This window comes from Thermobaculum terrenum ATCC BAA-798, from assembly GCF_000025005.1.
Classification (GTDB): domain Bacteria; phylum Chloroflexota; class Chloroflexia; order Thermobaculales; family Thermobaculaceae; genus Thermobaculum; species Thermobaculum terrenum.
In genome coordinates, this window is the sequence record NC_013525.1 from 103,412 (window position 1) to 129,359 (window position 25,948).

A 25,948-nucleotide genomic window follows, 5' to 3' on the forward strand; every position below is an offset into this window, starting at 1 on the left:
GTTTGGAGGTAAATATAATGGCAACCACCCAAGATGAAATCTCCGCAACTAATTCCCAGGACCGCCATACAGAACTCGGGCTAACCGCCGAAGACTTGAAGAAGATGTACCGTCTTATGGTACTTGCGCGCACACTCGACGAGCGCATGTGGATACTCAACAGACAGGGCAAAGTACACTTCGTTATATCAGGGCAGGGGCAGGAAGGAGCTCAGATAGGGACAGCTTATGCTCTAAGACCTGGAGTGGACTTTTTCGTCCCGTATTACCGTGATCTGACAGTTTGCCTGTACGCTGGTGTAACGCCAAGAGAGATCATGCTGTCCCTATTTGCGCGAGCTGATGACCCAGCTAGCGGAGGCAGACAGATGCCGGGTCATTACAGCTACAAACCGCTGAAGATCGTAACGGGATCGAGCCCTATCGCCACCCAGATACCTCATGCCGTGGGCATAGCACTGGCATCCAAGATCAAGAATGAAGATGTCGTCACTGCTGTATGGTTTGGAGAGGCAGCAAGCAGCAAAGGTGATTTCCATGAGGGTCTTAATTTTGCAGGCGTGATAAAGGCTCCCGTCATATTTATATGCGAGAACAACCATTACGCTATCTCTGTTCCCCAAAACAAACAGATGGCCGTTCCCAATGTGGCAGACAAAGCCTGTGCATATGGCTTTCCAGGCGTAGTAACTGACGGCAATGACGTCTTGGATGTATACAAAGCCATGAAGGCTGCTGTTGAAAGAGCAAGAGCTGGTGAAGGTCCGACACTTATAGAATGTAAAACTTATAGGATAGTACCCCATTCCTCAGATGATGATGAGAGCCGATACAGAACCAAGGTAGAAGTTGAGGAATGGAAGAGAAAGGGACCTATCGAAAGGCTACGAACCTACATGCAGGCCCAGGGTATATGGTCCGAAGAATTCGAAAATCAGGTAAAGAGCGAGGCATTGTCAATCGTAGATGATGCTACTAGATTCGCAGAGCAAGCCTCCCCTCCATCTCCATCATCACTACTTAGGCATGTTTTTGCTGAGGAGGCAAAATGAATGGCAACCAAAACCGTCATACAGACTATTAGAGACACCTTGTTTGAGGAGATGGAGCGCGATGAAAGAATCATAATCCTTGGGGAAGATGTCGGTCTGGCTGGTGGAGTATTCGGAGCTACGAAAGGCTTACAAGAAAGATTTGGAGAATGGCGAGTGATCGATACTCCCCTGGCAGAATCGGCCATCATAGGTACGGCGATTGGAGCAGCCTTAAACGGTTTACTCCCCATTCCAGAGATACAATTCGCAGATTTTATACACCCGGCTTTTGATCAGATAGTAAACGAAGCCGCTCGCATACGTTACAGATCTAATGGCGCATGGAATGTACAGATGGTTATACGCTGCCCTTGGGGCGGTGGTATTCATGGAGCGCTCTATCATTCTCAGAGCGTAGAGGCCTTTTTCACTCATGTTCCAGGGCTAAAAGTCGTTGCTCCAAGCACTCCATACGACGTAGCAGGACTGCTCCGTAGCTCGATAGATGACCCGGATCCCGTATTATTTCTAGAACACAAGAAGACCTACAGGTTGATAAAGGGAGAGGTACCTGAGGGAAGCCGATTCAAAGTACCTATAGGCAAAGCCAAAGTCGTGCGTCAAGGGAGTGACGTGAGCGTATTTGCATACGGGCTCATGGTTCATCAATCACTGGAAGCTGCCAACTTACTCTCGAACGAGGGGATAGAAGCCGAGGTGATTGACCTTAGGACTCTATCGCCTCTAGATAAGGAAACTATCTTAAACTCTGTGGCCAAGACAGGCAAAGCCTTGATAGTCCACGAAGATAACATCACTGGTGGTTTCGGGGCTGAGGTGGCGGCAATTATAGCTTCAGAAGGATTCGAGTATATGGACGGCCCCATCACCCGCCTGGCAGGACCAGATGTACCTGCTATTCCATTCGCTAGCACCCTCGAAGAAGCATTCTTACCAAACACCTATAAAATAGCGGAGGCTATTCGTAACCTTGCCAAGTACTAAACCACTAGCTTGCCTATATATGAGGAGTCAGTATGCGTATCACCATGCCACAGCTAGGGGAAAGCGTCGTAGAAGGTACTATCGGTAAGTGGTTCAAGAAGGAGGGGGAAACCGTTCAGGAATATGAACCCCTTCTCGAGGTTATCACTGACAAGGTCAGTGCCGATTACCCCTCGCCAATCACAGGCAAAATAGTCAAGATACTGGTTCCTGAGGGGCAAACTGTGCCAGTAGGCACAGAGATAGCCGAAGTAGAAATCATCTCCGAAAAGGAGCCAGAAGCAACTGCAGCTAGCACTCGCTCTGAGCCTGACGAATCGGCTCAACAGCAGGATACCTTGACCGTTCACCTAACTAGGGATAAGGGTAAGCCTCATAGGTACTCCCCAGCTGTAAGAAGGCTTGCTGAAGAATACAAGCTGGATCTTTCAAAGATCAAGGGGTCTGGATTAGGGGGCAGGGTTACTAAGAAAGATGTCGAGTCTTATATAAACACCCTGGAAAGCATTAAGAGGAACGAACCTGAAGGCGCTAAGGTCGCAGCTTACAAGCCTCAAGAGATTGCACCCAAGCCTTTGCATATGCTTCCAGGGGATGAGATTATACCCCTGACTCACATGAGGCGAGCTATAGCTGATCACATGGTGCAAAGCGTCTATACGGCTCCGCATGTCACAGCAGTCATAGAGGTGGATATGACCAGTATCGTACAGTATAGGGAAAGCATTAAGGACGCTTTCCAAAAACACGAAGGTATACCTATAACTTATCTCCCCTTTGTTGTGTCTGCCGTAGCACAAAGTCTAAGAGAGCATCCAATACTCAACTCTTCCTGGAGCGACGAGGGTATAGTACTACATAAGCAGATAAACATAGGCATAGCTGTGGCCTTAGAAGACGGTCTGCTAGTACCGGTGATCAAGCAAGCTGATGAGAAAAATATCGTTGGCCTAGCAAGGACTATCTACGAGTTATCTAATAAAGCTAGGGCAGGTAAGCTATCTCCTGAAGACGTCCAGGGTGGTACATTCACAGTAAACAACCCTGGGACATTTGGCACGATAATATCGACTCCAATTATAGTGCAGCCTCAGGCTGCTATACTGACCATGGAGGCTATAATCAAGCGTCCAGTAGTAATTAACGATGCTATAGCAATACGTTCTATGATGTATATGTGCTTATCATTCGATCACAGAATCCTGGATGGCCTACAGGCAGCCAGGTTCCTGCAAAGCGTAAAGAAGAAGTTAGAAACATTCGACCCCGACAAATTGGGGGTTGGCTACAGATAATGGAGGATTAGCATGAAGCCAGACGTAGAGCACATGAGCGATGGCAGGCCTGCCTATGAGCTGCCCAAGCCCAGTTGGATCAAGGCCAGGATACCCAGTGGCCCCAACTACCAGGAGCTCAAGGGGTTGATGAGGGGTTTGGGGCTGCACACGGTGTGCGAGGAGGCGCACTGTCCCAACATAGGGGACTGCTGGGAGAGGCGCACAGCCACCTTCATGATCCTGGGCAGGGTGTGCACACGCTCCTGTGGGTTCTGTGCGGTGGAGACTGGCAGGCCTCCAGAGTACGACCTGCTGGAGCCTGGCAGGGTGGCGATGGCCGTCTCCAGATTGGGGCTCAGGCATGTGGTGGTGACCTCCGTGGCCAGGGATGAGCTACCTGATGGGGGAGCTGAGATCTTTGCTCGCACCATCAGGGCCATCCACAGGAGGGTACCTGGTTGCTCGGTGGAGGTGCTGATCCCGGACTTTCGTGGGCAGGAGGATGCGATCAGGAAGGTGGTGGAGGCAGGGCCAGAGATCATCAACCACAACGTGGAGACTGTGCCGAGGTTGCACAGGCGTGTGAGGCCACAGGCCAAGTACGAGCGGAGTCTGAGGGTGTTGGAGCTGGCAGGGGAGCTTGGGGGAGAGGTGTTGACCAAGAGTGGGTTGATGGTGGGTTTGGGGGAGAGCAGGCAGGAGCTGAGGGATGTGATGAGGGATCTCAGGAGTGTGGGGGTGGAGATATTGACGGTGGGGCAGTATCTGAGACCTTCCAGGGAGCATCTGCCTGTGGAGAAGTACTACACTCCCCAGGAGTTTGAGGAGCTCAAGCAGGAGGCTTTGGAGCTGGGGTTCAAGCATGTGGAGTCAGGTCCCCTGGTGCGCTCCTCCTACCACGCCGATCAGCAGGTATCCTCCCTCCTGCAAAAAGCCGTCTGATCTTCACCATGATTACTCCCGTACCTCCGACACACAGCTACAAACATTCTCTCGATAGAAGGCCGGTAAAGGTACTGCGTATGGGCATTGTCCCATACATGGAGGCTTGGGAGCTACAAAAGAGCTTAGTAGCTAGCATAGCCTCAAATGAACATCCGGAATCATTAATCCTGCTTCAGCATCCCCACACATATACCATAGGTAGGAAAGGTGGACATGACCATCTTCTGGCTTCTATAGAGCAACTTCGGGCAATGAATGTCGAAGTTATAGAGACCGATAGGGGCGGTGATATAACATACCATGGACCTGAACAGATCGTGGGGTATCCTCTGATCAACCTCCGGAATATAGGTAGCGACGTGCATAAATATCTCCGCATGCTTGAAGAGGTGCTCATAAGAACCCTGAACGACTACGGCTTCTCAGCCCACAGGGATGAGCAATACACCGGCGTGTGGATCGGGAAAGCCAAGATAGCAGCTATTGGCGTCAAGATAAGCCGAGGTATAACAATGCATGGCTTCGCTATCAACATCAACACGGATCTCAGATATTTCGACATGATAATTCCCTGTGGCATCACTGGTAGGAGTGTCACCAGTCTACAGGTTCTTCTAGGTCGCACAATTCCCCTGGAAGAAGTTATGGACCACATAGAACATCACTTTTCAGAGGTATTTGAGGTCCAGATCACAAGATAATAGTTAGATTTATATTGCTCATATCATGTAATATATATGAGCACTTATTTCCTGTAAGTCTTTCATTGTAGGACCTCTAAGTTGAGTACCAGGTTTGTTGCGCTTAGCCATCGTGATTTCAGGCTGCTTTGGATCGGCCAGCTGATATCAACCATAGGCTCGCAAATGAGCTTTACCGCTATCAACTGGCATATATATAGGCTACTCAGCAATACAAGTTATTCCATAGACATCTTAGGGAGACACTTCGAGCTTGGAGCTGAGGCCTTAGGGTTGGGGATATTAGGCATGATAAGAGTCCTCCCCATAATCTTCTTCTCCATGCTCGGAGGCATGGTAGCCGATACACATGACAGAAGACAAATACTGCTGTGGACAGAACTTGGAGGGGCATTAGTATCCGCACTACTAGCGATAACGACCCTCACAGGTAATATATCTCTTGGCATTATCTATCTATTGACAGCGCTTAGTGCAGCCGTCTCCGCATTTGATACTCCTGCCAGGCAGGCAATAGTCCCTCAACTTGTGCCCAAAGAGCATCTAACTAATGCCATAAGTCTGAACACCCTGGACTGGCAGATAGGCACGATCATAGGGCCAGCTATTGCCGGAGCACTAATTGCCTCTCTAAGCATAGGCTGGGTCTATGCTATCAACTCATTGGCATACCTCATGGTACTTGCTCTCATTCTTATGATGAGTTTCCGAGGAAAGCCAGCTGCTCAGGAAACAAGCATCAATCTGCGGGCTATGTTCGAGGGGTTCAGATTTGTACGCAACACTCCCATCATATGGAGCACTATGATCCTTGACTTTTGGGCTACATTCTTTTCATCAGCAAGAACCATGTTGCCCATAGTAGCTGGGGATCTCCTGCAAGTAGGGCCTGTAGGTTATGGCGTACTATCTACAGCACAATCTGTGGGTTCGGTGATCGCGGGCTTAATTCTCTCCCTAAGAAGAGAGATACACCATCAGGGTATAGTCCTACTAGTAAGTGTTGCGATCTACGGTATAGCTACTGCATTGTTCGGCGTTTCCAAGATCTTCATACTTTCGTACATTCTATTTGCACTGACTGGAGCTGGAGATACAGTCTCAACGGTGATTAGAGGCACAGTACGGCAGATACTTACCCCAGACCATCTTCGAGGCCGAATGGTTGGGGTCAATATGATATTTTTCATGGGTGGGCCACAGCTGGGAGAACTAGAGGCTGGGCTAGTAGCCTCAGTGCTGGGAGTGCCATTTGCTATCGTAAGTGGGGGTGTAGCCACCGTACTGATTACATTGTGGGTAGCTGCTAAGTATCCATCACTACGACAGTACAAGAGCTCCTCAGAACCTGAGCTTGCCATAGCCTAGAACTTCTAACGCCACCTATTGCGCATCTTTGGTAGCTATTGGCTTAGGGTCCCATCGTTGAAGCCAGATCCGTTCTTGCCCTACCTATAAAGGCTACCCACATAAACTTACCTTGCAAGCACCAGCACCAGATCGTTTACATTGGTACCAGTGGGTCCTGTGAATATCAAGTCACCGGTCGCCTTGAGATAGTTGTAAGCATCATTCCTAGCAAGGTATCGCTTCGCATCCAATCCAGCAACTTTACCTCTAGCCACAGTTAGGCCATCCACGATGCCTCCAGCAGCATCCGTTGGGCCGTCCGTTCCATCTGTGCCCATAGATGCTACTACCACGTTCTCACATCCCTGCATGGCCAAAGCTGCCGACAAAGCTAGCTCCTGATTTCTTCCCCCTACACCATTGCCTCTCACTGTAACTGTAGTTTCACCACCAAGGAGCAGAGCAACAGGTGGACTATAGGGGACATTCTCTTTTACTACATTGACCGCTATGTTACCTACAGTCTTACCCAACTCTCTTGATTCTCCCTCCAGTCTTGAAGTAAGGATCAAAGACTCGTACCCTAGTGCCTCTGCACGAGATGCTGCTTCGCGGAGCGCCAGGAAAACATCCGCTATAACCCTGATGGATACGTTCTCAAACTCCGGACTGCCTGGCTTAGGAGTTTCAGGTACATCCCCCGCAATCCCCATCAGCAAATAATTCTTGACAGATACAGGCAGTTCTACTCTAAGCCTATCGACGACTTCAAGCGCATCTTGGTACGTAGTAGGATCCGGAGTCAGAGGTCCAGATGCTATAACATCCAGATCATTACCTATAACATCTGACACTACAAGTGCCACTACTCTGGATGGATATACTATTCCAGCAAGCTTGCCACCACCTGATCTGGAGATGTGTTTGCGAACGGTGTTAAGCTCTCTAATATCAGCGCCAGCTAACAGCAAGCGTTTCGTGGTCTCCTGGAGGTCTTCTAGGGTGATATCATCTTCCGGCAAAGTACATAAAGCCGAGGCTCCACCTGAAATAAGAAATATCACCAAATCCTTATCAGAAGTCTCCTCCAGGAGATGTATCATCTCCGTAGCGGCTGTCACCCCTGCAACATCTGGGACAGGGTGTCCAGACTCAAATAGCCTCATACCTAGTCTATCTATATCCTTCCCATGACCGTACTTAGTTATAACGAAGTATATGTGCACGAGGTCTCCAAGTACATCATGCGCACCGAGAGCCATGTCAGCAGCTGCCTTGCCTATCGCAACAACCAATATCCTCTTATATTCATCAAGAAGAACTGTAGAATTGCCGCATCTTAATTCCCCATCCACAAGTTGAAGGTTCCTCTTTACAGCATCTCGAGCGTTACATGCCTTTACACCAGCCATCAATATATCCTTAGCATCATTCCTAAGAGTCTCTATTGAGATCACACTGATACCCTCTAGTTTTCTATGCTATTACATAGTATTCAGCTTCTGGAGTAGTATGCATTCTAAGCGAAATTTACGGGAGGATGAGCATGAGCCTACCTGAGGACTACCTGGAGAGGGTATACGCTGGTGTATTGGGCAAGATCATCGGAGTGTACCTTGGAAGACCCTTCGAAGGATGGCCCTATGATAAGATCAAGTCTGAGCTCGGGTACATATGGTACTACGTAAATAACAAGCTAAAACAACCACTGATAGTAACCGATGATGATATATCCGGGACATTCACCTTCATAAGAGCACTTGAGGACTATGGGTGCAGCAAGGATCTATCACCAGAGCAGATCGGCAACACTTGGTTGAACTATATCATCGAGAACAGAACCATACTATGGTGGGGAGGTTTAGGCAACTCCACAGAGCATACGGCATATCTACGCCTCAAGCAAGGACTCAAGCCCCCACAAAGTGGATCAATAGAAACCAACAGCAAAGTTGTAGCTGAACAAATAGGCGCCCAAATATTCATCGATGGCTGGGGAATGGTCTCTCCAGGAGATCCTGAGATGGCTGCTGATCTCGCTAGAAGAGCTGCCTGTGTAAGCCATGATGGTGAAGCAATATACGCGGCACAGGTTATAGCAGCTATCGAAGCTCAAGCATTTGTAGAAGACAACATCGAGAAGTTAATAGACTGTGGAATATCATTCATACCCCAAGATTCTACTATCTACAGATTGATAACTGATATAAGAAACTGGTACACGGCATATGATGACTGGGAGCAAACAAGAGAGCTAATAGAGCAAAAATATGGTTACGACAAATATGGAGGAGGATGCCACGTAGTTCCCAACCATGCGTTGATTATCAATGCCCTTCTATATGGAAAGGGTGATTTCCAGAAGTCCCTTATGATAGTTAACACTAGCGGGTGGGACACTGACTGTAACTCTGGTAATGTCGGCTGCATTCTGGGCATAAAGAATGGCCTCGAAGGTATCGACCTAGGACCAGACTGGAGAAGTCCCTTAGCGGACAGAATGTACATAGCCTCCGCTGACGGAGGGCGAGTAGTGACCGACGCCGTGCGAGAGTCCTATCGTATAGCCAATATAGGCAGGCGGTTGGTGGGAATGGAGGCTGTGTCACCCAAAGGAGGAGCCAGGTTTCATTTCGAAGCCCCAGGGGCTCTGCAGGGATTCTACGTAGACAAATCCGATGGTTGTTGCCAGACGGTGAGTATAAGAAACAGTGCTATTGAGCAACTTCATGGGAATAGAGCCCTGGAGCTGGAATTCGCACACATATGTCCCGGACAGAGCGCAAGAGCATTGACTCCTACTTTCATACCCCCCGATGATCTGGACATGCCGGGATATAGGCTAATGGCTTCCCCACAACTATATCCTGGCCAAACTATTCGGGCGTCGTTCCTAGCCTCTGATATATCAGGCGAGGCAAATTTGTCGCTGATAGTAAAGACGTATCGATCCGATGGCTCCACAGAATTATTCAAATCCAGATCTATCCCTTTGATGCCCAGACAACAGGCCACCATCGACTGGAGGGTACCAAACATCAACAACCAAACTATATACGCAGTGGGAGTCGAGATCTCCAGCGATAGATATTCCTCAGGAAGAGTATATCTTGACTACCTGACATGGGAAGGCGTTCCTAGCGCCAACCTGATATTCCCGGATGAGCAAAACTCGAGGCTACCATGGATCGATGCTGTAGATCATGTTCTATATCCACCATCAGGTGGTATCGCTCTCATACAGGACAAAGATACAGGACTCTTTCTTCAAGGATGTGATGATTGGCGGGGTTATACTCTTCGCGCTTCTATATCAATACATATGGCTGAAGCTGCAGGCTTGGCTTTCCGGGCAAGGGGAATAAACAGGTATTACGCTCTCCTACTCAAACCAAGGAGTGGCAGGGTAGAGCTAATAAGCAGGTTCGATGACCACATATCAGTACTACACAGTTTCGAGAAAAAGCTTGAGTTGGATCGGTACTACGATATAACCATCAGCATAAAGGATGATACAGTCTACGTAACATTGGAAAACGAAGCATTTGAATACAGACTGTCAAACACCTTTCTAAGATCAGGATTCATTGGGCTGGTCTGTACCGAGGGTAGAGTCGATTGCAAGGCTCTAAGCATTACAACATAAAAATGTGGTGTAGGGCCTAGGCCCTACACCACATCCAACGAGATGCCTTTTACATGGGCTTCTACAGGATTCCAGTCCTCAGCAGCTTCTCTAGCAAGGTGCTTGCGTAGCAAGCGCTTGGCTTCCTCAGCTCTCCTCCTGTCCTCCTCTTGGACCCTGCGGAAGAACTGAACCAGCTCCTGATCGCCCATGAAATCCGCATCCTCTACATAGGAGGAATAGGTCTCCGCGCCTTTTAGAGCGTGGTAGATAACACTAATAAGGTCGTAAACCACATCCCTTGTACCAGTAACAGCGTTGCCGTTATCGGCTATCATTTACCACACCTCCCTTCTGCACTGGAGCCTTGCAATTCCCATGCCAACCTTATCCTCAAGTGGCTCCATGTACTTATACTACTAACTTAAACGTTTGTCTAGAGACAAAAGAACGCAAAAACGTTTGTTTATATATTATATATAACACAGCTTCTCCTCTAATCATCTCCTCTCTTTGTGTAGTCTATAGCGCTTGATCTATTACTGAGGAACAGATCCTGCTTACCAGTGTTACTAGCAAGAATAGTGCAATGAGGTGGAGAAAATGGAGATGATCCCGAGAGAAAAATACTATCATGAAGTCCGAACTCAACTGACAAGAGCTATACTGGCTGCTCAGTTACTGAAGCGCGGAGGGCTACAGAACTTGGATGCCAGACAAGTCAGGCTCCTGCATACACTTGAAGATAGCTTGATGAGAGCATCCTGGCTGATTATGACACATAAGATAAATAACATTGGCTCCCATCGACCTGCTAGTAGTAAATACAGACACAACTAATTTTAGGTAGCCAGCGAGTAAAACATGCCATTAGACCGAACGATGCCCTTGATCTCCATCATGGTTAGAGTAGCGCTTACTACAGCAATGGGCATGTTACTTTCGAAAGCTATATCATCAATATGCTTTGGCTCGGTCCCCAGGACATCAAGAAGCGCCTGCTCAGTGGGATCATCTGTAACAATAGATCTAGAATTGCTCTCTAAGCTGACACGATCTATATCTAGCTCTTCCAATATGTCTTCCACACGACTAACTAGTTTGGCACCCTGTTGGATAAGATAGTTCGTACCCGCACTAGTTGGACTAAGTATGCTGCCGGGAACAGCCATTACTTCTCTTCCTTGTTGAGCTGCGAAGCCAGCACTAATTAGCGCTCCACTCTTCATATCAGCTTCTATTACTACAACTGCGAGGCTAAGACCGGTGATAATCCTGTTCCGTGGGGGGAAATTACGAGCTTCTGGTCTTGTTCCCAAAGGATACTCGCTGACGAGAGCACCTGACCTTACTATATCATCTGCTAGCTTTTTATTTTCCCAAGGATATACCTGATCCAAACCACTACCAAGAACAGCTATCGTCCTGCCACCAGCTTCAAGCGCAGCTCTATGAGCATATGAATCTATTCCCCTTGCAAGCCCACTTACTACCGTCACACCATTCATTACCAAGCCCGTAACTATTCTCGATACTACCTCCCTCCCATAAGCTGTTGCCTTACGAGTGCCTACCACCGCCACAGAACACTCATCTTCTTGAACGATGTCTCCCTGGACATAGATCACCACTGGTGGATTAGGTACGTAGCTCAACAACCGAGGATAGCCAGGAGAATCATATGCGTAAGGCTTAATCCCTCTAGACTCGAGCTTCTCCAGCTCCAAATGTGGATTGATCGATTTCCTGGCCTTAAGGATAATGCCTATCGATTTGTCATCCATCTCAGCAGCTTTCAGCTCCAAAGCATTAGCCTCCCAGGCACGCTGCAAACCACCAAAATGGGCTAGCAATTTCCTTATTCTCGCAGGGCCTATACTGGGAATACGGCTGAAAGCTATCCAATAAGGTAGATCGGGAAAATCTTCGCAAGAAGACATGGCGTAATTATAGCAGAGACAATAGGGACCTAGACTGCTAAGGAGCTCAAAACTCTTGGTATAATCCTGCAATGCAAAGTCTCCAGGAGATGCGTTTGACAGAAGGTCGACCTTTCATCTCTGTGATTATCCCTGCTTACAATGAGGCCAAACGCCTGCCAGTTACGATCCCTAGGATCGTTAGCTTCCTCAGCTCGCAGGGATGGCAATACGAGTTAATAGTTGTCGATGACGGGAGCACAGACGAAACGCAACAGATAGCTTGCCAGTTGAGTAAAGAATACCCATCCATTAGGCTGCTTAAGCTGCCACATAGAGGTAAAGGTCCTGCGGTGAGGGAAGGCGTGCTAGCGAGCACGGGTGATCTAGTACTATTTACGGACGCTGACCTCTCTACTCCAATCTCTCAACTCAGCAAATTACTTGCACGCATAGAGCAAGGATACGACATAGCTATTGGGAGCAGAGAAGGAGTGGGAGCTAGAAGGTATAAGGAACCCTTCTATCGACACCTAATGGGGAGAGTATTCAACCTGTTTGTCAGGTTACTAACATTGGCGCACTTCAATGACACTCAATGTGGTTTCAAGCTCTTCAGGAAACATGCAGCTAAGGACATTTTTTCAAACCTAGTGCTTTACGGTAGCACAGCCCCGGCCATCAAGGGTCCTATGGTTACAAGTCTGGATGTAGAAGTGCTTCAGATAGCAGCCAGGAGGGGTTATAAAGTTGCTGAAGTGCCGGTCGAATGGCACTATAGTTCCGGTAGCAAAGTCAGACCTGCTTTGGATTCATATAGAATGCTTAAGGATATAATCCGGATAAAGCTCAACGATCTACGGGGAATGTACGACAAGAAGTAGGTGATGAAATTGGGTATCTTCAGAAGGTTCTTCTCTGGCAAACAGGCAGACAAAGATGGGTTGTACCTCTACGTCAAGTGCAATTACTGCCAGGAACCCATACGTATCAGGGTAAACCCATCAACAGACCTAAACCCTCTTTATGAAGGTCCTGGAGACGATCCTAGCGGCTATGAGCTCAATAAGGAGATAATCGGCAACCGGTGCTTCAGATTGATAAGAGGCACTTGGTATTTCGACAAATCCAAGAGAATCATAGAGAGCAATATAGAAGGTGGCACCGAGATATCTGCCGAGGAATACAACCGCTTGCAAGGAGAATCTAGCGGAGAGTGAAGAAGGAACCTTCATTTGGAAAGGTATTGATAGTAGGGCTCGGACTCATAGGAGGCTCTATAGGTCTAGCGCTGACCGACAACAGGGTTGAGGTCCGAGGAGTGACCAGGAGCGTTAGTACGCTTGAAGAGGCTCTGAGAAGGGGAGCTATAACTGGAGGCTCCACCAGGCTGGAGGACGAGGCACCACATGCGGACTTGATAATACTGGCAGCTCCCACAAGAACCTCCATAAATCTTATCACCGATCTGGCTCAGCTAGCTAAAGAGGGCACAGTAATTACCGACGTATGTAGTAGTAAAGTTGACGTGGTCAGAGCAATGAATCAGCTTCCAAGACATCTAAGGGCTGTTGGTGGGCACCCAATGGCAGGGAAGGAAACACCTGGTATATCAGCAGCTGAGAAGGATCTCTTCCTGAACTCTCGTTGGGTACTCACCGAAACCAAAAGATCAGACCAAGAATCCAAATCCATATGCGAAGAACTAGCAAAGCTATGTGGGGCCAACGTACTGTGGCTAGACGCCGAAGAGCATGATCTGGCAGTCGCCTACATCAGCCACTTGCCACTACTCACTTCTGCAGCCCTAGTACTAGCTGCTGAGGAGGCAGATACAGAACTTACACATAAGTTGGCAGCAACAGGCTTTAGGGACAGCACCCGTTTAGCAGCAGGCGACCACCAAATGGGGGTAGACCTCATACTAACTAATTCTCGAAATATTCTCCAAGCCATAAATATGTTTGCACACGAGCTGCAGCGAATGGCAGATGCCATAGAAGCAGGAGATGAGGGCAAACTGCGATCTCTCCTGGAAGAAGCGGCCAACATCCGGAGAAATCGGTATTATAAAGATAATACTCATTAGATCTTTGTCCAGGGACCTTCATAGAATTCTCTATCAAAACCAATGATGAGGTTGACAAATTGGATATCACCATATCTCCAGCACGATCGGTCCACGGCAATATTATGCCGCCGGGAGACAAAAGTATATCCCATAGGGCAGCAATTTTTGGCGCGCTAGCCCAGGGCACCACAGATATCTATAATTACTCCCCAGCCCGAGATTGCCAATCTACGCTAGAATGCCTTCTATCTCTTGGCACCGGAATACGCAGGGATGGCAACTATATTCGAGTGGAGGGCGTGGGAGATACAGGCTTCAAAGAGCCTGAAAGTATACTAGATTGCGGTAATTCAGGAACCACTATGCGCCTGCTAATAGGTGCCCTAGCCCCCATGGACCTCTATGCTGTGCTTATCGGGGATAAAAGCCTCACAAAGAGACCCATGGACAGGGTACTCAAACCCCTAGGTGATATGGGACTTAGATATTACGCTAGAAACAAAGACAGATATCCACCAGTATCAATCAGGGGAGGCAAGATTCAGGGCATTCATTATCAAACTCCTGTAGCTAGCGCACAAGTCAAGAGCGCCATACTGTTAGCTGGTTTGAGAGCTGAAGGGGAAACTGTTGTAACAGAGCCTGCCAAATCAAGGGATCATACAGAGCGTATGCTGAAAGCCATGGGGGCTCAAATACAGTCTGATGGAACAACAGTCAGACTGGTGGCCAGCAGGTTGTCGGCAACCACTTTCCATGTCCCTGCCGATCCTTCATCAGCAGCCTTCATTCTGGCAGCAGCCCTTATAGTACCTGAATCAAAAGTTACAACAAGCAACATATGCCTTAACCCAACTAGAATAGGGTTCTTAAACGTGCTGGAAAGGATGGGGGCTAACATAGAAATTCACAATGAACGAGAATCTTCAGGGGAGCCCATAGGTGACATAGAGGCTTCCACATCAGAACTAAATGGCATAGAGATAGGGGGGACGGAGATCCCCACTCTGATAGACGAGATACCTATACTAGCCGTTTTGGCTACACAGGCAAAGGGAAGAACAGTCATAAGGGACGCCGAAGAGTTAAGGATCAAAGAAACCGACCGCATAAGCGTACTGTGCAGAGCGCTACAGCAGATGGGAGCCGATATTAGAGAGATGAGAGATGGGTTCGAGATACATGGGCCTTGTAAACTAAAGGGCGCTAAGGTAGATCCAGATCACGACCATAGAATAGCTATGGCTCTAGCTGTAGCCTCACTTATAGCCGAGGACAAAACCACTATCTTAGGAGCAGAATGTGCTTCAATATCCTACCCAAACTTCTGGGATCATCTCTCATCTCTAGGCGTAGAGCTAAGCGGCACACAGTCAGATTCAAAAACTAACGTATAGGCTATGGCTATGAAACAGGTCGGTGTGATCGGATACCCAATAAAACACAGCATATCTCCAGTCTTTCAGCAGGCAGCGTTTGATGCTTTAGGGATAGAAGCTATCTACAAAGCTTACGAGGTTCCACCTGAAGATCTAAGAAGCTTTTTCTTCAATCTAAGAAATGGTAACTGGCTAGGCGTAAACGTCACTATCCCACATAAAAGTGCTGCAGCGAAGCTGGCAGATGAACGATCTCAAGAAGTATCCTTTACGGGAGCCGCCAACACCATAATTAGCATGAATGGTAGGTTGAAGGCCCATAACACAGATATATCAGGATTCATTTTGGCTCTTGAGGAAAATGGATTCCAGATCAAGTCTAAAAGGGCTGTGGTGTTAGGCAGCGGAGGAACCACTCGGGCAGTAGTCTATGCACTTGCTATTTGCGAGGCTCAAAGCATAGCGGTTATAGGTAGAAGTCAGGATAAAGTTCATTCTCTTATATCCGAGTTAAAACCTTTCTTTGAGCATAAGCAAGTAACAGTAACCGGTCATTCTTGGGAGAAAGATTCGATAAGGCGGCAGATCCAGAATTCTGATATTCTCATAAATACAACCCCCATAGGAATGAAAGGGACTGATCAGGAGCATTTATCTCCTGTGAGTAAAGAAGACCTAAGCAGTGATCTTATTGTTTTTGACGTCGTGTACAACCCAATAATGACGCCCCTGCTTACCTACGCCAAGGATGTAGGAGCCTCTACTATTAGCGGCATAGAGATGCTCATTTACCAGGGGGCAGAATCTTTTAGGCTATGGACAGGACAAGAGCCTCCTGTGGATATCATGCGCAAAGCTGCCATAAAAGCAATGGAGGAAAAATCTAGAGATGTTTAGGTGGCTAACTGCTGGAGAATCTCATGGTCAAGCTTTAGTGGCTTTAATAGATGGTATGCCCGCGGGCTTCAAGATAAACATAGATGAAATAAACAAGGAATTGCGCCGCAGACAGGGTGGTTACGGAAGAGGTGGTCGTCAAAAGATAGAGAGGGACACTGCTCATGTGCTGTCAGGTATAAGAAATGGTACTACCCTGGGAAGCCCTATCTCCATAATGATCAGGAACCTAGATTGGGAAAACTGGCAAAACGTGATGAGAGTGGAGCCTGGGGAAGAACCTAAGAAGGTCACAAGGCTACGACCTGGACACGCGGATATGGCTGGATCTCTTAAGTACGGCCACGATGATGTTCGCAACGTACTTGAGAGGGCTAGCGCCAGAGAAACAGCAGCTAGAGTAGCGGTTGGAGCTATTGCCAAACAGTGCCTGCAAGAATTTGGAATAAGTATTCACAGTCTCACTCGTAGTATCGGCCCTATAAGGTCAGATGCTACACCTCCTTATGATTGGCAACAGATAGAGGAATCTCCAGTTAGGGCCCCTAGCCACTCCGAAGAGATGGTAAAAGCTATAGATGAAGCTAGAGAAAACGGGGACACTCTGGGGGGAATCTTTGAGGTGATAGCTGAAGGAGTTCCAGTTGGGTTGGGATCTCATACGCAATGGGACCGCAAGCTAGACGGAAGAATAGCACAGGCATTCATGAGCATTCAGGCTGTCAAGGGTGTAGGGATAGGTGCGGCCTGGGAAGCGGCCTCTTTGCCCGGCTCACAGGTCCACGATGTCATCATTCCAGACGAAGAAGGGAATCTCAAACATGCCACAAACAGAGCCGGTGGAGTGGAAGGTGGCATAAGTAACGGAGAACCTATAGTAGTACAGGCTGCTCTCAAGCCTATAAGTACACTACTCAAGCCTCTGGATTCTGCAGACCTTATAACCAGGGAACCTATGAAGGCTCGTTATGAGCGAAGCGATATCTGTGTAGTGCCAGCGGCCGGAGTGGTCGGAGAAGCAATGCTAGCCATAGTTCTGTGGGATGCGTTCCTGGAAAAGTTCGGAGGAGATTCTCTACGCGAGATACGCAGAAACTACGAAGGGTATATAGAATCACTTAAGTTGGGCAACTTTGCCCAGTCTTAAGAGGTAGCATGCTCTGGACATTGACATAGGTCACGAAGCAATTCATACGTGTAGATGCCGCTGTCGTGACCACTCTTCCACACAAGCTGGAGTGCATAGCGACCTACAGGCTGCACTCCTTCCAATATATATTCATCATCTGGAAGTTCCTTCACCTGGGACAATAACCCCTTGCTCCCCATTTCTCCCGAACATATAGCACAGGGACAGTTCCACCTCAACGTCCGAAGATCGGTAGTAGTAACGTGTCCATCCGTCCATTCGATCTCCAAAGACTTACCATCATTTGACAGCCTTATATCAACAGGCTCGATAACCTCCAAAGTGATCCTCCCAGAGAATTATTCCTCTCAAAGTATACTGAATAGCTCATGGCAAGGGTTTTGCAATCTATCAGTTTCGAGTAAATCTATAGAGGGCGAGGGTACCAGCATTGGAAAACACTAATAAGCAAGAAGATAGAAAAGTAACCAGATTGCCAGACGCAGAGGCAGAGGGAGCTGGTAATTTTGGGGCAGAGCCTGATAACGACCCAACTGCTGGAAACACACCAAATGCTATATCTGCTCTATCGGAAACAGCACAACTACCCGAAGCTGAAAATCCCCAAGAACCCACCCCACTAGCAGAAGAAGGCAATCGTACTGGAGGTGAGCCTTCTGAAGATATAGTCGCACGTCATGCCGACAGCGAGAGGGATGAGCAGGCAGCAGATCAACAGATGGAAGAACGAGGTCTGCCCAAGGATATGACCATAGAGGAGGAGTAGAAACATGCCCAGGAATCAATGGTCCAAAGAAAGAGAAAAAGAATACCAGGAACTCAAGGAAGAATTCGAAGAGGAAGGTCGCTATAAAGGCAGAGAAGAAGAGGTAGCTGCGAGGATTGTTAATAAACAAAGACGTGAATATGGGGAAACCAAAGAGGCCAAAGCTGAAGACAAGGAAGGAAGCTCACCAGATCGTGGCCTACCTATCAAGAACTACGACAATCTCACAGTTGATGAGATCCTGAGTAAATCCAAGGGTCTGTCGGCTTCTGTTCTGAAAGAGATAGAATCCTACGAGAAGAAACATAAGAACAGAAAAACCCTGCTCGAGCAGCTAGATAGGATGATCGGCAGTAAGTCATGAAGGGATCGGCTGTATCAGACCAGTATGAGCTAGATAGAGTCAGGGAAGAAGCTTTATTCTGCCAAAGATGTACCTTATGGCAGACTCGAACACAGGTAGTCTTTGGCGCCGGAAAAGCAGGCAGTAAGATTATGTTTGTAGGGGAAGCTCCTGGTGAAGACGAGGACAGAACTGGGACACCATTTGTTGGTCGCGCTGGGATCTTGCTAGACCAGTTGCTAGAGGAAGCTGGTATAGGTAGAGAGAGCACCTATATCACCAATATCATCAGGTGTCGCCCTACAGCTGTTACTCAAGGCAAAATAACAAACAGAGCCCCAAGAGCTGGGGAAGTATCTGCATGTGAGCCTTGGATGTGGCTTGAGATTCATTTAGTGAAACCATCAGTGATCGTGTGCGTGGGAGCACCGGCAGCCAAAACCCTGATTGATAAGAACTTTAGACTTAGTGATCAGAGAGGAGATGTGTACGAGAAAGAGGATGGTATTAGGTACATAGCTACCCTTCATCCTGCCTACCTATTACGCCTTTTGAGTACTGATACAGAAGCCTACCAAAGAGCCAAGGGACTGGTCCTCCAGGATCTCAAAAAAGCCAAGATGCTAGCCTCTCGATAAGGAATATTTTTCTAGAGGGATTGCGGCTAGCTACTTTACTGTGTTATACTGCTTACGCAAGTTCGTGGGGATGTAGCTCAGATGGGAGAGCGCGACACTGGCAGTGTCGAGGTCAGGGGTTCGACTCCCCTCATCTCCACCAGAGCGAGCCGAAGTGGCGGAATTGGCAGACGCGCTACGTTCAGGGCGTAGTGGGCATGCGCCCGTGGGAGTTCGACTCTCCCCTTCGGCACCGATTCTACAATCAACCCCTAGTAATAACTTGATATAAAGATTATTTGTTGTATAATATCTTTGTACGACCACCGAAATGGCCGGTAAGGCGCTTTGTGCGCCATATTTTTTTGGCATAAAACTGTTTTCAAATTTGTTCTAAACATCGACAATAAAAATCGTGGGTGGTGATGTAAGGAAGATGACTTTGGAAGAGCTTGGTAAGGACTTCGATATTCTAGATAACCTAGATGAAATTATTCTCGACTCAGAACTTGAGGATCTTGAAGCGGATCTGTCCCCGGCCTCTCTGCTTGAGGAGGAGATGGATCGTGAGCTCATAGGCGACTCTCTGGGCATATATCTCAGAGAGATAGGCAGAGCTCAGCTTCTGACAGCCGAGGAGGAAGTAGCTCTAGCCCAGGCTATAGAGAGAGGGCAAGAAGCAGAGCAGAGACTTCAATCAGATGATATCTCTCCAGAAGAGCTTGATGATCTTAAGAAAGCAGTAGAGGAAGGCAAAGCTGCTCGGCACAAGCTTATAGAGCACAACCTCCGACTTGTGGTATCTATAGCCCGTAGATACGTAGGGCATGGAATGCCCCTGGCCGATTTGATAGAAGAGGGCAATTTGGGTCTAATGCGTGCTGCCGAGAAGTTCGACTGGAGGCGAGGATTCAGATTCAGCACCTATGCTACATGGTGGATCAGGCAGGCAGTCACCAGAGGATTGGCCGAAGGTGGCAGAACAATAAGGCTCCCAGTCCATGTAGGTGAGGCTCTAACAAAGATAGGACGAGAAACTCAGAGGCTATCTCTAGAACTGGGGCGTGAGCCTACCAACCAGGAGTTGGCAGAGGCAACTGGCCTAAGTCCCGAGCGCATTGACGAATACAAGAACGCATCTAGACTTCCACTCTCGCTTGAGGCTCCTCTAGGTGAGGACGGGGAAACTAATCTGGGCGAGGTCCTCGAGGATACTGAGGCAGCCAACCCTGAGCACATAGCTGATCATACGATGCTTGGGGAGGACATCAAGCGCGCACTCGAGAGGCTAAATGAGAGGCAGCGAGCCATAATTATCATGCGTTATGGACTCTACGGTGGTCAACCAATGACTCTGGAGGCCGCAGGTCGCAAGCTCGGCGTTACCCGAGAAAGAGCAAGGCAGATAGAGCAGGAAGCCCTCAACAGGCTACGCCAGAGCGATGCCAAGCAATTCCTTGCATCACACGTAGCATAAAAACCCAACTACAACATCAGGGGGACTAACCAGTCCCCCTGATTATTTTCTGGAGGTAAAAGTTGCCGTTTGCTTCCAATGGGGATCTTAAGATCTACTACGAGGAGGTAGGCAAAGGAGATCCTGTTGTATGGATACAAGGGTTGGGGGCTAGCAACACTGCCTGGAACGTACAGAAGTTTCATTTCTCTCAACGCTTTCGGTGTATTTTCATTGACAATCGAGACGTAGGGCAGTCATCCAGAGCTAATGCGGATTATACGACCAAAGATATGGCAGAGGATGTACTCTGCGTGCTGGAAAGTGCTAATGTTGATAGTGCTCATATCATAGGGCTGTCTATGGGAGGAGCCATAGCACAAGAATTAGCACTAAATTCACCCAAGAAGGTAAAGTCGCTCGTACTAGTGTCAACATTTGCCACCCCGGATGCTAGAATCCGTGCCGTTAACGCCGCATGGGGAGAGCTTTACGGGAAGGTCAACCGAGAGCTTTTCTATAAGCAGGTCGAACCCTGGTTATTCTCCCCCAGTTATTTAGAAAAGCCGTCAAACATCAGAGCCTTCAGAAGATACATCCAGCATGAGCCCAATCCCCAGGAAACTGACGCTTATCAGCGTCAAGTGAGGGCAGTACTAAGTCATAATACTGCGGACAGACTCGAGAAGATTAGTAACCCTACGCTCATAATAGCTGGCGAGCAAGATATACTGGTCTCCCCTCTTCATTCCAAACTTCTGGCTGAACTGATACCTAATGCGGAGTTGGAAATTATTCCAGGTGCAGCCCACTCGGTAAACCTTGAGAACCAAAAAGAGTTCAATAACAGAGTTCGATCTTTCCTGGAAAGCTATTTAGAGACATAGTAGTGTAGTAACTAAAAGTCTGTATTAAAATCAATCCGCAGCTAGCATCTGAACAATAAAGAACAAAAGGTACAGGCTATGGAGTACTTCAGATATAGGGGAATCATAGAAGGTTTCTACGGTAAACCGTGGGAGCATCAGGAAAGGCTCGATATGTTCGAGTTCATGCAAGCTAATAACCTGAATGCCTACATATACGCCCCCAAACAAGACTTATACCATCGAGAGCTTTGGAGAGAACCGTATAAAGAAGAGCAGCTACAACTCTTCAAAGAGCTCATAGAGAAAGCCGGCAGCTGTGGCATAAACTTTACGTTTGCTATCAGCCCTGGACTCTCATTGGTGTACTCAAGCGAGGAAGAGCTTGAGACCCTGATCAGAAAAATAACTCCGTTCCTTGAGATGGGAGTACATAGCATAGGGATATTCTTTGATGATGTCCCCTTTGACCTCATTCACGAAGAAGACAGAAATAGCTACTCTAACCTAGCAGAAGCTCAGGCAGACTTTCTTACGAGAGTTCTCCAAAGGTTGGAGAGCACTATAAGTACCCCTCAAATCATAATGTGCCCGACCTTCTACTGCAACGATCCCAACCTGGAATACCTTAGAATACTTGGGCAGAGGTTACCTAAGAACATCGACGTCTTCTGGACAGGGCCTAACGTTTGCTCCCATGAGATCACGACAAGTCATATGCAGGAGGTCCAAAAGTCTCTGCAGAGGCCAGCTACTCTTTGGGACAATTACCCAGTGAATGACGGCGGTATGATGCCTGAGCTGCATATAGGACCCTACGATCACAGGGATCCTGAGCTTCATACACACGTGGTAGGTATATACGCCAATCCTATGGCTCTACCAGAAGCTTCCAAGCTACCTCTTTATACCTTTGCTCAGTATCTAAATTCTCCAAGCCAGTACAACCCACAAGATTCCTGGCGGCAGGCTGTAAGCACCTTGCTTGGCGAAGACAACTTATCTGCCATGGAAAAGTTCTATCAAAGCAACACTATCAGCTGCTTAGAACCTGAGGAGCCTGCTTACCTAACAAACCTATTTAAGAAAGTACAAGAAGATTTTGCCTCCTTTAGATTCGAGCAAGGACTACGCACCCTTAGAGAAGAGATAATCAGCATGCAGACCACCTACTCAAGGCTTTCCACCCAGGACAGTAAGTTCTTTTGGGAAATAAGACCATGGTTAGAAGAGTATAAGTTGTGGACTGATTATCTTGATCAAGCCATGATTACTTTCAGCAACTTGTTTACAGGATTCTTTACAGCTGATGAAGAGCAAGCAAGAGAGTCTTTGCAGAAAGCTCTACAGGGGAGGACATATCTAAGAGAAGTCCTGAAGGACGCAGTTGATTTTCGTACCAGAGTATGCGGAGACGTAGTTCGTAACTTCCTTCAACAGGTACTGAGATCAACTGTATCTATTGAGCTACAAGCTGAAGGCAAAGAGTGGACAGCGCTACCACCTGGTATAGTTCGAGACTGAAGCCCGCCTTATGCAGGGCATTTGTCTGGGGGAACCTCGTGGCAGGAATCCCAGTCAACATATCTTCTGAACTGTGGGTTAGGATCTCCACTTAGCCAAGTCAGCTCCCCTGCAGATGTAGCCTTGATCTGCAGGGGATACTGGTAGCCATTAGAAAGGTCCAGCATATATACCGAATCACGCAAACGAAGCGCTATCCAGCTTCCACCATCACTTATAGGTACAATCTGAACTAAGCTGGAATCATCCAGTTCAGAATAATCCATGCCAAGCATAGATCCCCAAGTCACGAAATCCTTTTTACGCAAGTCATAAACTCTTAGGTCATCATCCATTGTCCATACAGCTATATATCCATCATCTAAGGGAGCATAAGCATTAACATAGCCGTTTATTTCATAGACGGTCTTACCTCTCGGTGTATAAATACTGATGTTGAGATTTTTGAGCTGTACCAAAACATCCTTGCCGTCAAGCACCATCCAGGAGTAACGATCTGCCCTGGGGAGAATCTTGATCCTCTTGAACTTATTATTGAAAAGATGCCATACGTTATTTCTGTCCTTTATTAGTATCCACCTACCAGATGGAGAGAAATCCAAGCTCAATGGTATAGTCCTAAGGTGTGCAATAGGTTTGGATCTCGCTAGATTGACCCTACTTCTTTGCGGAGTGATCTCCCAAATCGCTACACCTCTCCCCTCCCTGGTAGCATACGCGATCGTACTACCGGAAGAAGTCAACTCAACTGCAGTAATATCTTGCATCTTGGGAGGAATGTAAAGCTTGATAATACCTTCCTGAGTATAGAGCAGAGCGTTGCTTTTACTTGTTCTCACCATTAGTGCTTGATCACCAACCGTATATGATAGCTTTGATGCGGCTGCAATCTGTCTAGTACTCCCTGTTCTAAGATCTAACGACACCAAAGAAACTTTGCTCCCGCTCTTCTTAGGGTAGATTATCGTTCCTGAAAGAGTCTCGAACTCCCGATCATAAGACTGCCATCCCGACATCCATACCAACGGAGATATGACCTCCTTCGGTGGATAGTCGAGCCTCCAAACACTCTCCTGAAACTTAGCATCATATAGATGTAGCCCATCTTCGTCGTTATATAACAGGTACCTACCATCAGGAGATAGCAAGGCATTAGATTCAAAGTTGCCTTTGAATGCTACTTGTAGAACTTGATCTACCTCTCCTGAAGATAGATTCATACGGGATAGAACTATACGATCGCTATGGTTACTTACGCCCTGCAGAAAAACCACGTAGTTAGGATCATCTTCCCATCTAGCGTAGTCGCATGTGCCAAGCGTGCTAGACTTACCCGTCGAGGGATTAGTCACCCCGAATAATGAGCTGCCAGAAGCAGAGTCCGATGGTGATACCCAAAGCACCAACTTATCATCAGGCGACCATGTGGCAGTACCTCGACCAGGTAACTGCTTCAAATCCCAAAAACCAAACCTAGAAAAGCTTGCTAGCAATATTCTGCGATCGGTTCCTATAAGAAGCTGAGTACCATCCGCACTCCAATCTAGGCTTACGACATCCTCAAAAGATTGAAGCGTAACTATGGTACTGATCGTCTCCCCTCCCGAGTTACGAACTCTCACTAACTGCACCCTGGAATGTTCTAATCCTCGATAGTAGATAGGTTCGCTAGCCACCGCCAATATCTGTTCGTTAGGATGCCAAGCTAGAGCAGCCACACGAAAGCGATGGGGCGTACGATCCATCTCGTATCTCCATCTATCTGTATTCGGAGACTGCAAAGTTATTAGCCATCTGGGCGGGGATCTATCAATTATGTCCGATAACATTACCGCATCCTGCTTTCCATATGCCAAGTATCTTCCAGAGGGAGAAATAGCAAAGACAACATTGGGGCTGAGATCGGTGAAGACATCTCGGGCTATGTTACCTGTGTCGAAATCCACAACTCCCACACTATTACCATCTGGACCATAGTGCAGGAGTACTAACCTACCAGAAAGATATCTATCCCTTACAAAGCCATTGATCCTGGCAGCTATATTGCTGGTAGAATCGTCGCTTCGGTTACTAACATTTTGATCACTTACCAGTCTCTCCGCGGTCTTAACTTGGGACGGCTTGGCGGAGGAATCAATCCCGAAAAAGTTAGCTCCCAAAACTGCAGCAAATAGCAAGACAATACAAGCTGCGACCGCCCATAGATACACTCGGATATTATCGTTACCCACCGCTAGCGGTGGTACGTACTGCTGGGGAAAATCAGCAGAGCAAGATTTCCAGAGACGAGCTTCCAAATTAGGAGGCATGGAGAATGTAGTATGTTTTACGGAAAGTGTATCAATTAATGATCTTATCCTAGGATAAGATCCTGATATATTGCCTAGAAGTATTTCTCGAGTAATTAGATAAACATCATTTCTGTTCAGGCGACTCTCAGGCTCCTCCGGCCACAGGTCGATCAATATTTGGAGAACAGTGGTAGATATAGAGGACTCAACTTTATGTGGAGAAATCCCAAGAACAGTACTTATTCTATGAATAGACCACCGCTCATGTACAAAAAGCCCTAATATAAATCGCTGAGTCTTGGCAAAATGAGAGATCTCAGAGGCTAAAAGCCTACCATACAGCCTACTTACTTTATCATTAGTGCGACCACTATCATCCTGGACCAGAAAACCAAGACCACATTCACATAAAGGATCAGAATTGACGCGGTTCAATAGGACTCGAGTTGCTATAGACAGTAGCCAGTCAAGAAGACCCAATTCCTGATCAGACTTATAACAAGTCTTGAAAGCGAGCCATAAGGTCTGCTGGAGGACATCCTCTGCCTCTTGCCCATCTATAGTTCTTCTGGCAATAAAATCATATAGCTGAGGCAAGATTGGGTTCACCAACACCTGCAGAGCTTCTAGGCCCAAATGATCAGCCAAAGTAAAGTCAGCTACAGTCAGGCTGGCATGGCTATCGTCGGACATGACAACGCCCTCCATATTTGATGATACACTTAGTCCGAC

The 25,948-nt window shown here is 47.5% G+C and carries 25 protein-coding genes and 2 tRNA genes; 22 read left to right on the forward strand and 5 right to left on the reverse strand.

Annotated features, from left to right (window positions below; genetic code table 11):
* Positions 1-17: 17 nt before the first annotated feature.
* The 6 genes from TTER_RS00455 to TTER_RS00480 all read left to right on the forward strand — a co-directional run bounded on the left by TTER_RS00455 (position 18) and on the right by TTER_RS00480 (position 6,330).
* On the forward strand, positions 18-1,052 hold the full coding sequence (locus TTER_RS00455; protein ID WP_012874050.1) for a thiamine pyrophosphate-dependent dehydrogenase E1 component subunit alpha: 1,035 nt from the start codon (positions 18-20) through the stop codon (positions 1,050-1,052).
* Entirely contained in the window at positions 1,053-2,039 is a 987-nt protein-coding gene (locus TTER_RS00460; protein ID WP_012874051.1) for an alpha-ketoacid dehydrogenase subunit beta, read from the forward strand. It abuts the gene before it with no gap.
* A gap of 32 nt (positions 2,040-2,071) precedes the next feature.
* The gene (locus TTER_RS00465; protein ID WP_012874052.1) at positions 2,072-3,334 is read left to right on the forward strand and encodes a dihydrolipoamide acetyltransferase family protein; all 1,263 of its coding nucleotides are present in this window, start codon (positions 2,072-2,074) and stop codon (positions 3,332-3,334) included.
* A gap of 12 nt (positions 3,335-3,346) precedes the next feature.
* Complete coding sequence (gene lipA / locus TTER_RS00470) at positions 3,347-4,258, forward strand: lipoyl synthase (protein ID WP_012874053.1); 912 nt, start codon at positions 3,347-3,349, stop codon at positions 4,256-4,258.
* 8 nt (positions 4,259-4,266) lie between these two features.
* Positions 4,267-4,962 (forward strand): lipoyl(octanoyl) transferase LipB, encoded by a 696-nt coding sequence (gene lipB, locus TTER_RS00475; RefSeq protein ID WP_083768734.1) that lies wholly within the window; start codon positions 4,267-4,269, stop codon positions 4,960-4,962.
* Positions 4,963-5,043: 81 nt separating this feature from the next.
* A complete protein-coding gene (locus tag TTER_RS00480; RefSeq protein WP_012874055.1) occupies positions 5,044-6,330 on the forward strand; it encodes an MFS transporter in 1,287 nt (428 codons plus the stop codon).
* A gap of 107 nt (positions 6,331-6,437) precedes the next feature.
* Here TTER_RS00480 and TTER_RS00485 read toward each other — a convergent pair whose 3' ends face one another.
* Positions 6,438-7,769 carry a glycerate kinase type-2 family protein gene (locus tag TTER_RS00485; protein ID WP_012874056.1) on the reverse strand — a complete coding sequence of 444 codons (1,332 nt, stop codon included), beginning with the start codon at positions 7,767-7,769 and terminating at the stop codon, positions 6,438-6,440.
* Positions 7,770-7,858: 89 nt separating this feature from the next.
* Here TTER_RS00485 and TTER_RS00490 point away from each other — a divergent pair, with 89 nt between their 5' ends.
* Positions 7,859-9,958 carry an ADP-ribosylglycohydrolase family protein gene (locus TTER_RS00490; RefSeq protein ID WP_012874057.1) on the forward strand — a complete coding sequence of 700 codons (2,100 nt, stop codon included), beginning with the start codon at positions 7,859-7,861 and terminating at the stop codon, positions 9,956-9,958.
* Positions 9,959-9,981: 23 nt separating this feature from the next.
* Here the strand turns inward: TTER_RS00490 and TTER_RS00495 are convergent, their stop codons facing one another.
* The gene (locus TTER_RS00495; protein ID WP_012874058.1) at positions 9,982-10,275 is read right to left on the reverse strand and encodes a hypothetical protein; all 294 of its coding nucleotides are present in this window, start codon (positions 10,273-10,275) and stop codon (positions 9,982-9,984) included.
* Between the two features lie 271 nt (positions 10,276-10,546).
* Here TTER_RS00495 and TTER_RS00500 point away from each other — a divergent pair, with 271 nt between their 5' ends.
* Positions 10,547-10,777, forward strand: a complete 231-nt coding sequence (locus TTER_RS00500) for a hypothetical protein (RefSeq protein ID WP_148211857.1) — start codon at positions 10,547-10,549, stop codon at positions 10,775-10,777.
* A 2-nt stretch (positions 10,778-10,779) separates the two neighbouring features.
* Here the strand turns inward: TTER_RS00500 and dprA are convergent, their stop codons facing one another.
* Entirely contained in the window at positions 10,780-11,742 is a 963-nt protein-coding gene (gene dprA / locus TTER_RS00505) for a DNA-processing protein DprA (RefSeq protein WP_241215205.1), read from the reverse strand.
* Positions 11,743-11,966: 224 nt separating this feature from the next.
* Between dprA and TTER_RS00510 the strand changes: the two genes are divergently transcribed.
* From TTER_RS00510 to aroC, 6 genes are read left to right on the forward strand one after another with little or no spacing between them, the layout of a single operon-like run.
* Positions 11,967-12,740 carry a dolichyl-phosphate beta-glucosyltransferase gene (locus TTER_RS00510; RefSeq protein ID WP_041424473.1) on the forward strand — a complete coding sequence of 258 codons (774 nt, stop codon included), beginning with the start codon at positions 11,967-11,969 and terminating at the stop codon, positions 12,738-12,740.
* Between the two features lie 9 nt (positions 12,741-12,749).
* Positions 12,750-13,076, forward strand: a complete 327-nt coding sequence (locus TTER_RS00515; protein WP_012874062.1) for a hypothetical protein — start codon at positions 12,750-12,752, stop codon at positions 13,074-13,076.
* A complete protein-coding gene (locus tag TTER_RS00520) occupies positions 13,073-13,945 on the forward strand; it encodes a prephenate dehydrogenase (RefSeq protein ID WP_012874063.1) in 873 nt (290 codons plus the stop codon). The genes TTER_RS00515 and TTER_RS00520 overlap by 4 nt, the downstream gene beginning before the upstream one ends.
* Before the next feature lie 59 nt (positions 13,946-14,004).
* Positions 14,005-15,324, forward strand: a complete 1,320-nt coding sequence (gene aroA, locus TTER_RS00525; protein WP_012874064.1) for a 3-phosphoshikimate 1-carboxyvinyltransferase — start codon at positions 14,005-14,007, stop codon at positions 15,322-15,324.
* Between the two features lie 9 nt (positions 15,325-15,333).
* A complete protein-coding gene (locus TTER_RS00530; protein ID WP_012874065.1) occupies positions 15,334-16,203 on the forward strand; it encodes a shikimate dehydrogenase in 870 nt (289 codons plus the stop codon).
* Complete coding sequence (gene aroC / locus TTER_RS00535) at positions 16,196-17,350, forward strand: chorismate synthase (protein ID WP_012874066.1); 1,155 nt, start codon at positions 16,196-16,198, stop codon at positions 17,348-17,350. The genes TTER_RS00530 and aroC overlap by 8 nt, the downstream gene beginning before the upstream one ends.
* Here aroC and TTER_RS00540 read toward each other — a convergent pair.
* A complete protein-coding gene (locus tag TTER_RS00540) occupies positions 17,347-17,673 on the reverse strand; it encodes a gamma-butyrobetaine hydroxylase-like domain-containing protein (protein ID WP_012874067.1) in 327 nt (108 codons plus the stop codon). The genes aroC and TTER_RS00540 overlap by 4 nt on opposite strands.
* A gap of 110 nt (positions 17,674-17,783) precedes the next feature.
* Here TTER_RS00540 and TTER_RS00545 point away from each other — a divergent pair, with 110 nt between their 5' ends.
* From TTER_RS00545 to TTER_RS14440, 8 genes are all read left to right on the forward strand, one after another.
* A complete protein-coding gene (locus TTER_RS00545) occupies positions 17,784-18,119 on the forward strand; it encodes a hypothetical protein (protein WP_012874068.1) in 336 nt (111 codons plus the stop codon).
* A gap of 4 nt (positions 18,120-18,123) precedes the next feature.
* Complete coding sequence (locus tag TTER_RS00550; RefSeq protein ID WP_012874069.1) at positions 18,124-18,483, forward strand: hypothetical protein; 360 nt, start codon at positions 18,124-18,126, stop codon at positions 18,481-18,483.
* On the forward strand, positions 18,480-19,100 hold the full coding sequence (locus TTER_RS00555) for a uracil-DNA glycosylase (RefSeq protein WP_012874070.1): 621 nt from the start codon (positions 18,480-18,482) through the stop codon (positions 19,098-19,100). The genes TTER_RS00550 and TTER_RS00555 overlap by 4 nt, the downstream gene beginning before the upstream one ends.
* A 66-nt stretch (positions 19,101-19,166) precedes the next feature.
* Positions 19,167-19,242 (forward strand) — tRNA-Ala (locus TTER_RS00560).
* Positions 19,243-19,248: 6 nt separating this feature from the next.
* Positions 19,249-19,332, forward strand: a tRNA-Leu gene (locus TTER_RS00565).
* A gap of 183 nt (positions 19,333-19,515) precedes the next feature.
* The gene (locus TTER_RS00570; protein ID WP_041424288.1) at positions 19,516-20,556 is read left to right on the forward strand and encodes a sigma-70 family RNA polymerase sigma factor; all 1,041 of its coding nucleotides are present in this window, start codon (positions 19,516-19,518) and stop codon (positions 20,554-20,556) included.
* A gap of 62 nt (positions 20,557-20,618) precedes the next feature.
* The gene (locus TTER_RS00575) at positions 20,619-21,422 is read left to right on the forward strand and encodes an alpha/beta fold hydrolase (protein WP_012874072.1); all 804 of its coding nucleotides are present in this window, start codon (positions 20,619-20,621) and stop codon (positions 21,420-21,422) included.
* A gap of 78 nt (positions 21,423-21,500) precedes the next feature.
* The gene (locus tag TTER_RS14440; RefSeq protein WP_012874073.1) at positions 21,501-22,925 is read left to right on the forward strand and encodes a protein O-GlcNAcase; all 1,425 of its coding nucleotides are present in this window, start codon (positions 21,501-21,503) and stop codon (positions 22,923-22,925) included.
* Positions 22,926-22,933: 8 nt separating this feature from the next.
* Here TTER_RS14440 and TTER_RS00585 read toward each other — a convergent pair whose 3' ends face one another.
* The gene (locus TTER_RS00585) at positions 22,934-25,909 is read right to left on the reverse strand and encodes a sigma factor (RefSeq protein ID WP_012874074.1); all 2,976 of its coding nucleotides are present in this window, start codon (positions 25,907-25,909) and stop codon (positions 22,934-22,936) included.
* Between the last annotated feature and the right edge of the window lie 39 nt (positions 25,910-25,948).

What these genes read in the sequence shown, in the direction of transcription:
- TTER_RS00455 (WP_012874050.1), top strand. Translation starts at nt 18, where the DNA reads ATGGCAACCACCCAAGATGAAATCTCCGCAACTAATTCCCAGGACCGC.
- TTER_RS00460 (WP_012874051.1), top strand. Translation starts at nt 1,053, where the DNA reads ATGGCAACCAAAACCGTCATACAGACTATTAGAGACACCTTGTTTGAG.
- TTER_RS00465 (WP_012874052.1), top strand. Translation starts at nt 2,072, where the DNA reads ATGCGTATCACCATGCCACAGCTAGGGGAAAGCGTCGTAGAAGGTACT.
- lipA (WP_012874053.1), top strand. Translation starts at nt 3,347, where the DNA reads ATGAAGCCAGACGTAGAGCACATGAGCGATGGCAGGCCTGCCTATGAG.
- lipB (WP_083768734.1), top strand. Translation starts at nt 4,267, where the DNA reads ATGATTACTCCCGTACCTCCGACACACAGCTACAAACATTCTCTCGAT.
- TTER_RS00490 (WP_012874057.1), top strand. Translation starts at nt 7,859, where the DNA reads ATGAGCCTACCTGAGGACTACCTGGAGAGGGTATACGCTGGTGTATTG.
- TTER_RS00495 (WP_012874058.1), bottom strand. Translation starts at nt 10,275, where the DNA reads ATGATAGCCGATAACGGCAACGCTGTTACTGGTACAAGGGATGTGGTT.
- TTER_RS00500 (WP_148211857.1), top strand. Translation starts at nt 10,547, where the DNA reads ATGATCCCGAGAGAAAAATACTATCATGAAGTCCGAACTCAACTGACA.
- TTER_RS00510 (WP_041424473.1), top strand. Translation starts at nt 11,967, where the DNA reads ATGCGTTTGACAGAAGGTCGACCTTTCATCTCTGTGATTATCCCTGCT.
- TTER_RS00530 (WP_012874065.1), top strand. Translation starts at nt 15,334, where the DNA reads ATGAAACAGGTCGGTGTGATCGGATACCCAATAAAACACAGCATATCT.
- aroC (WP_012874066.1), top strand. Translation starts at nt 16,196, where the DNA reads ATGTTTAGGTGGCTAACTGCTGGAGAATCTCATGGTCAAGCTTTAGTG.
- TTER_RS00550 (WP_012874069.1), top strand. Translation starts at nt 18,124, where the DNA reads ATGCCCAGGAATCAATGGTCCAAAGAAAGAGAAAAAGAATACCAGGAA.
- TTER_RS00555 (WP_012874070.1), top strand. Translation starts at nt 18,480, where the DNA reads ATGAAGGGATCGGCTGTATCAGACCAGTATGAGCTAGATAGAGTCAGG.
- TTER_RS00570 (WP_041424288.1), top strand. Translation starts at nt 19,516, where the DNA reads ATGACTTTGGAAGAGCTTGGTAAGGACTTCGATATTCTAGATAACCTA.
- TTER_RS14440 (WP_012874073.1), top strand. Translation starts at nt 21,501, where the DNA reads ATGGAGTACTTCAGATATAGGGGAATCATAGAAGGTTTCTACGGTAAA.
- TTER_RS00585 (WP_012874074.1), bottom strand. Translation starts at nt 25,909, where the DNA reads ATGTCCGACGATAGCCATGCCAGCCTGACTGTAGCTGACTTTACTTTG.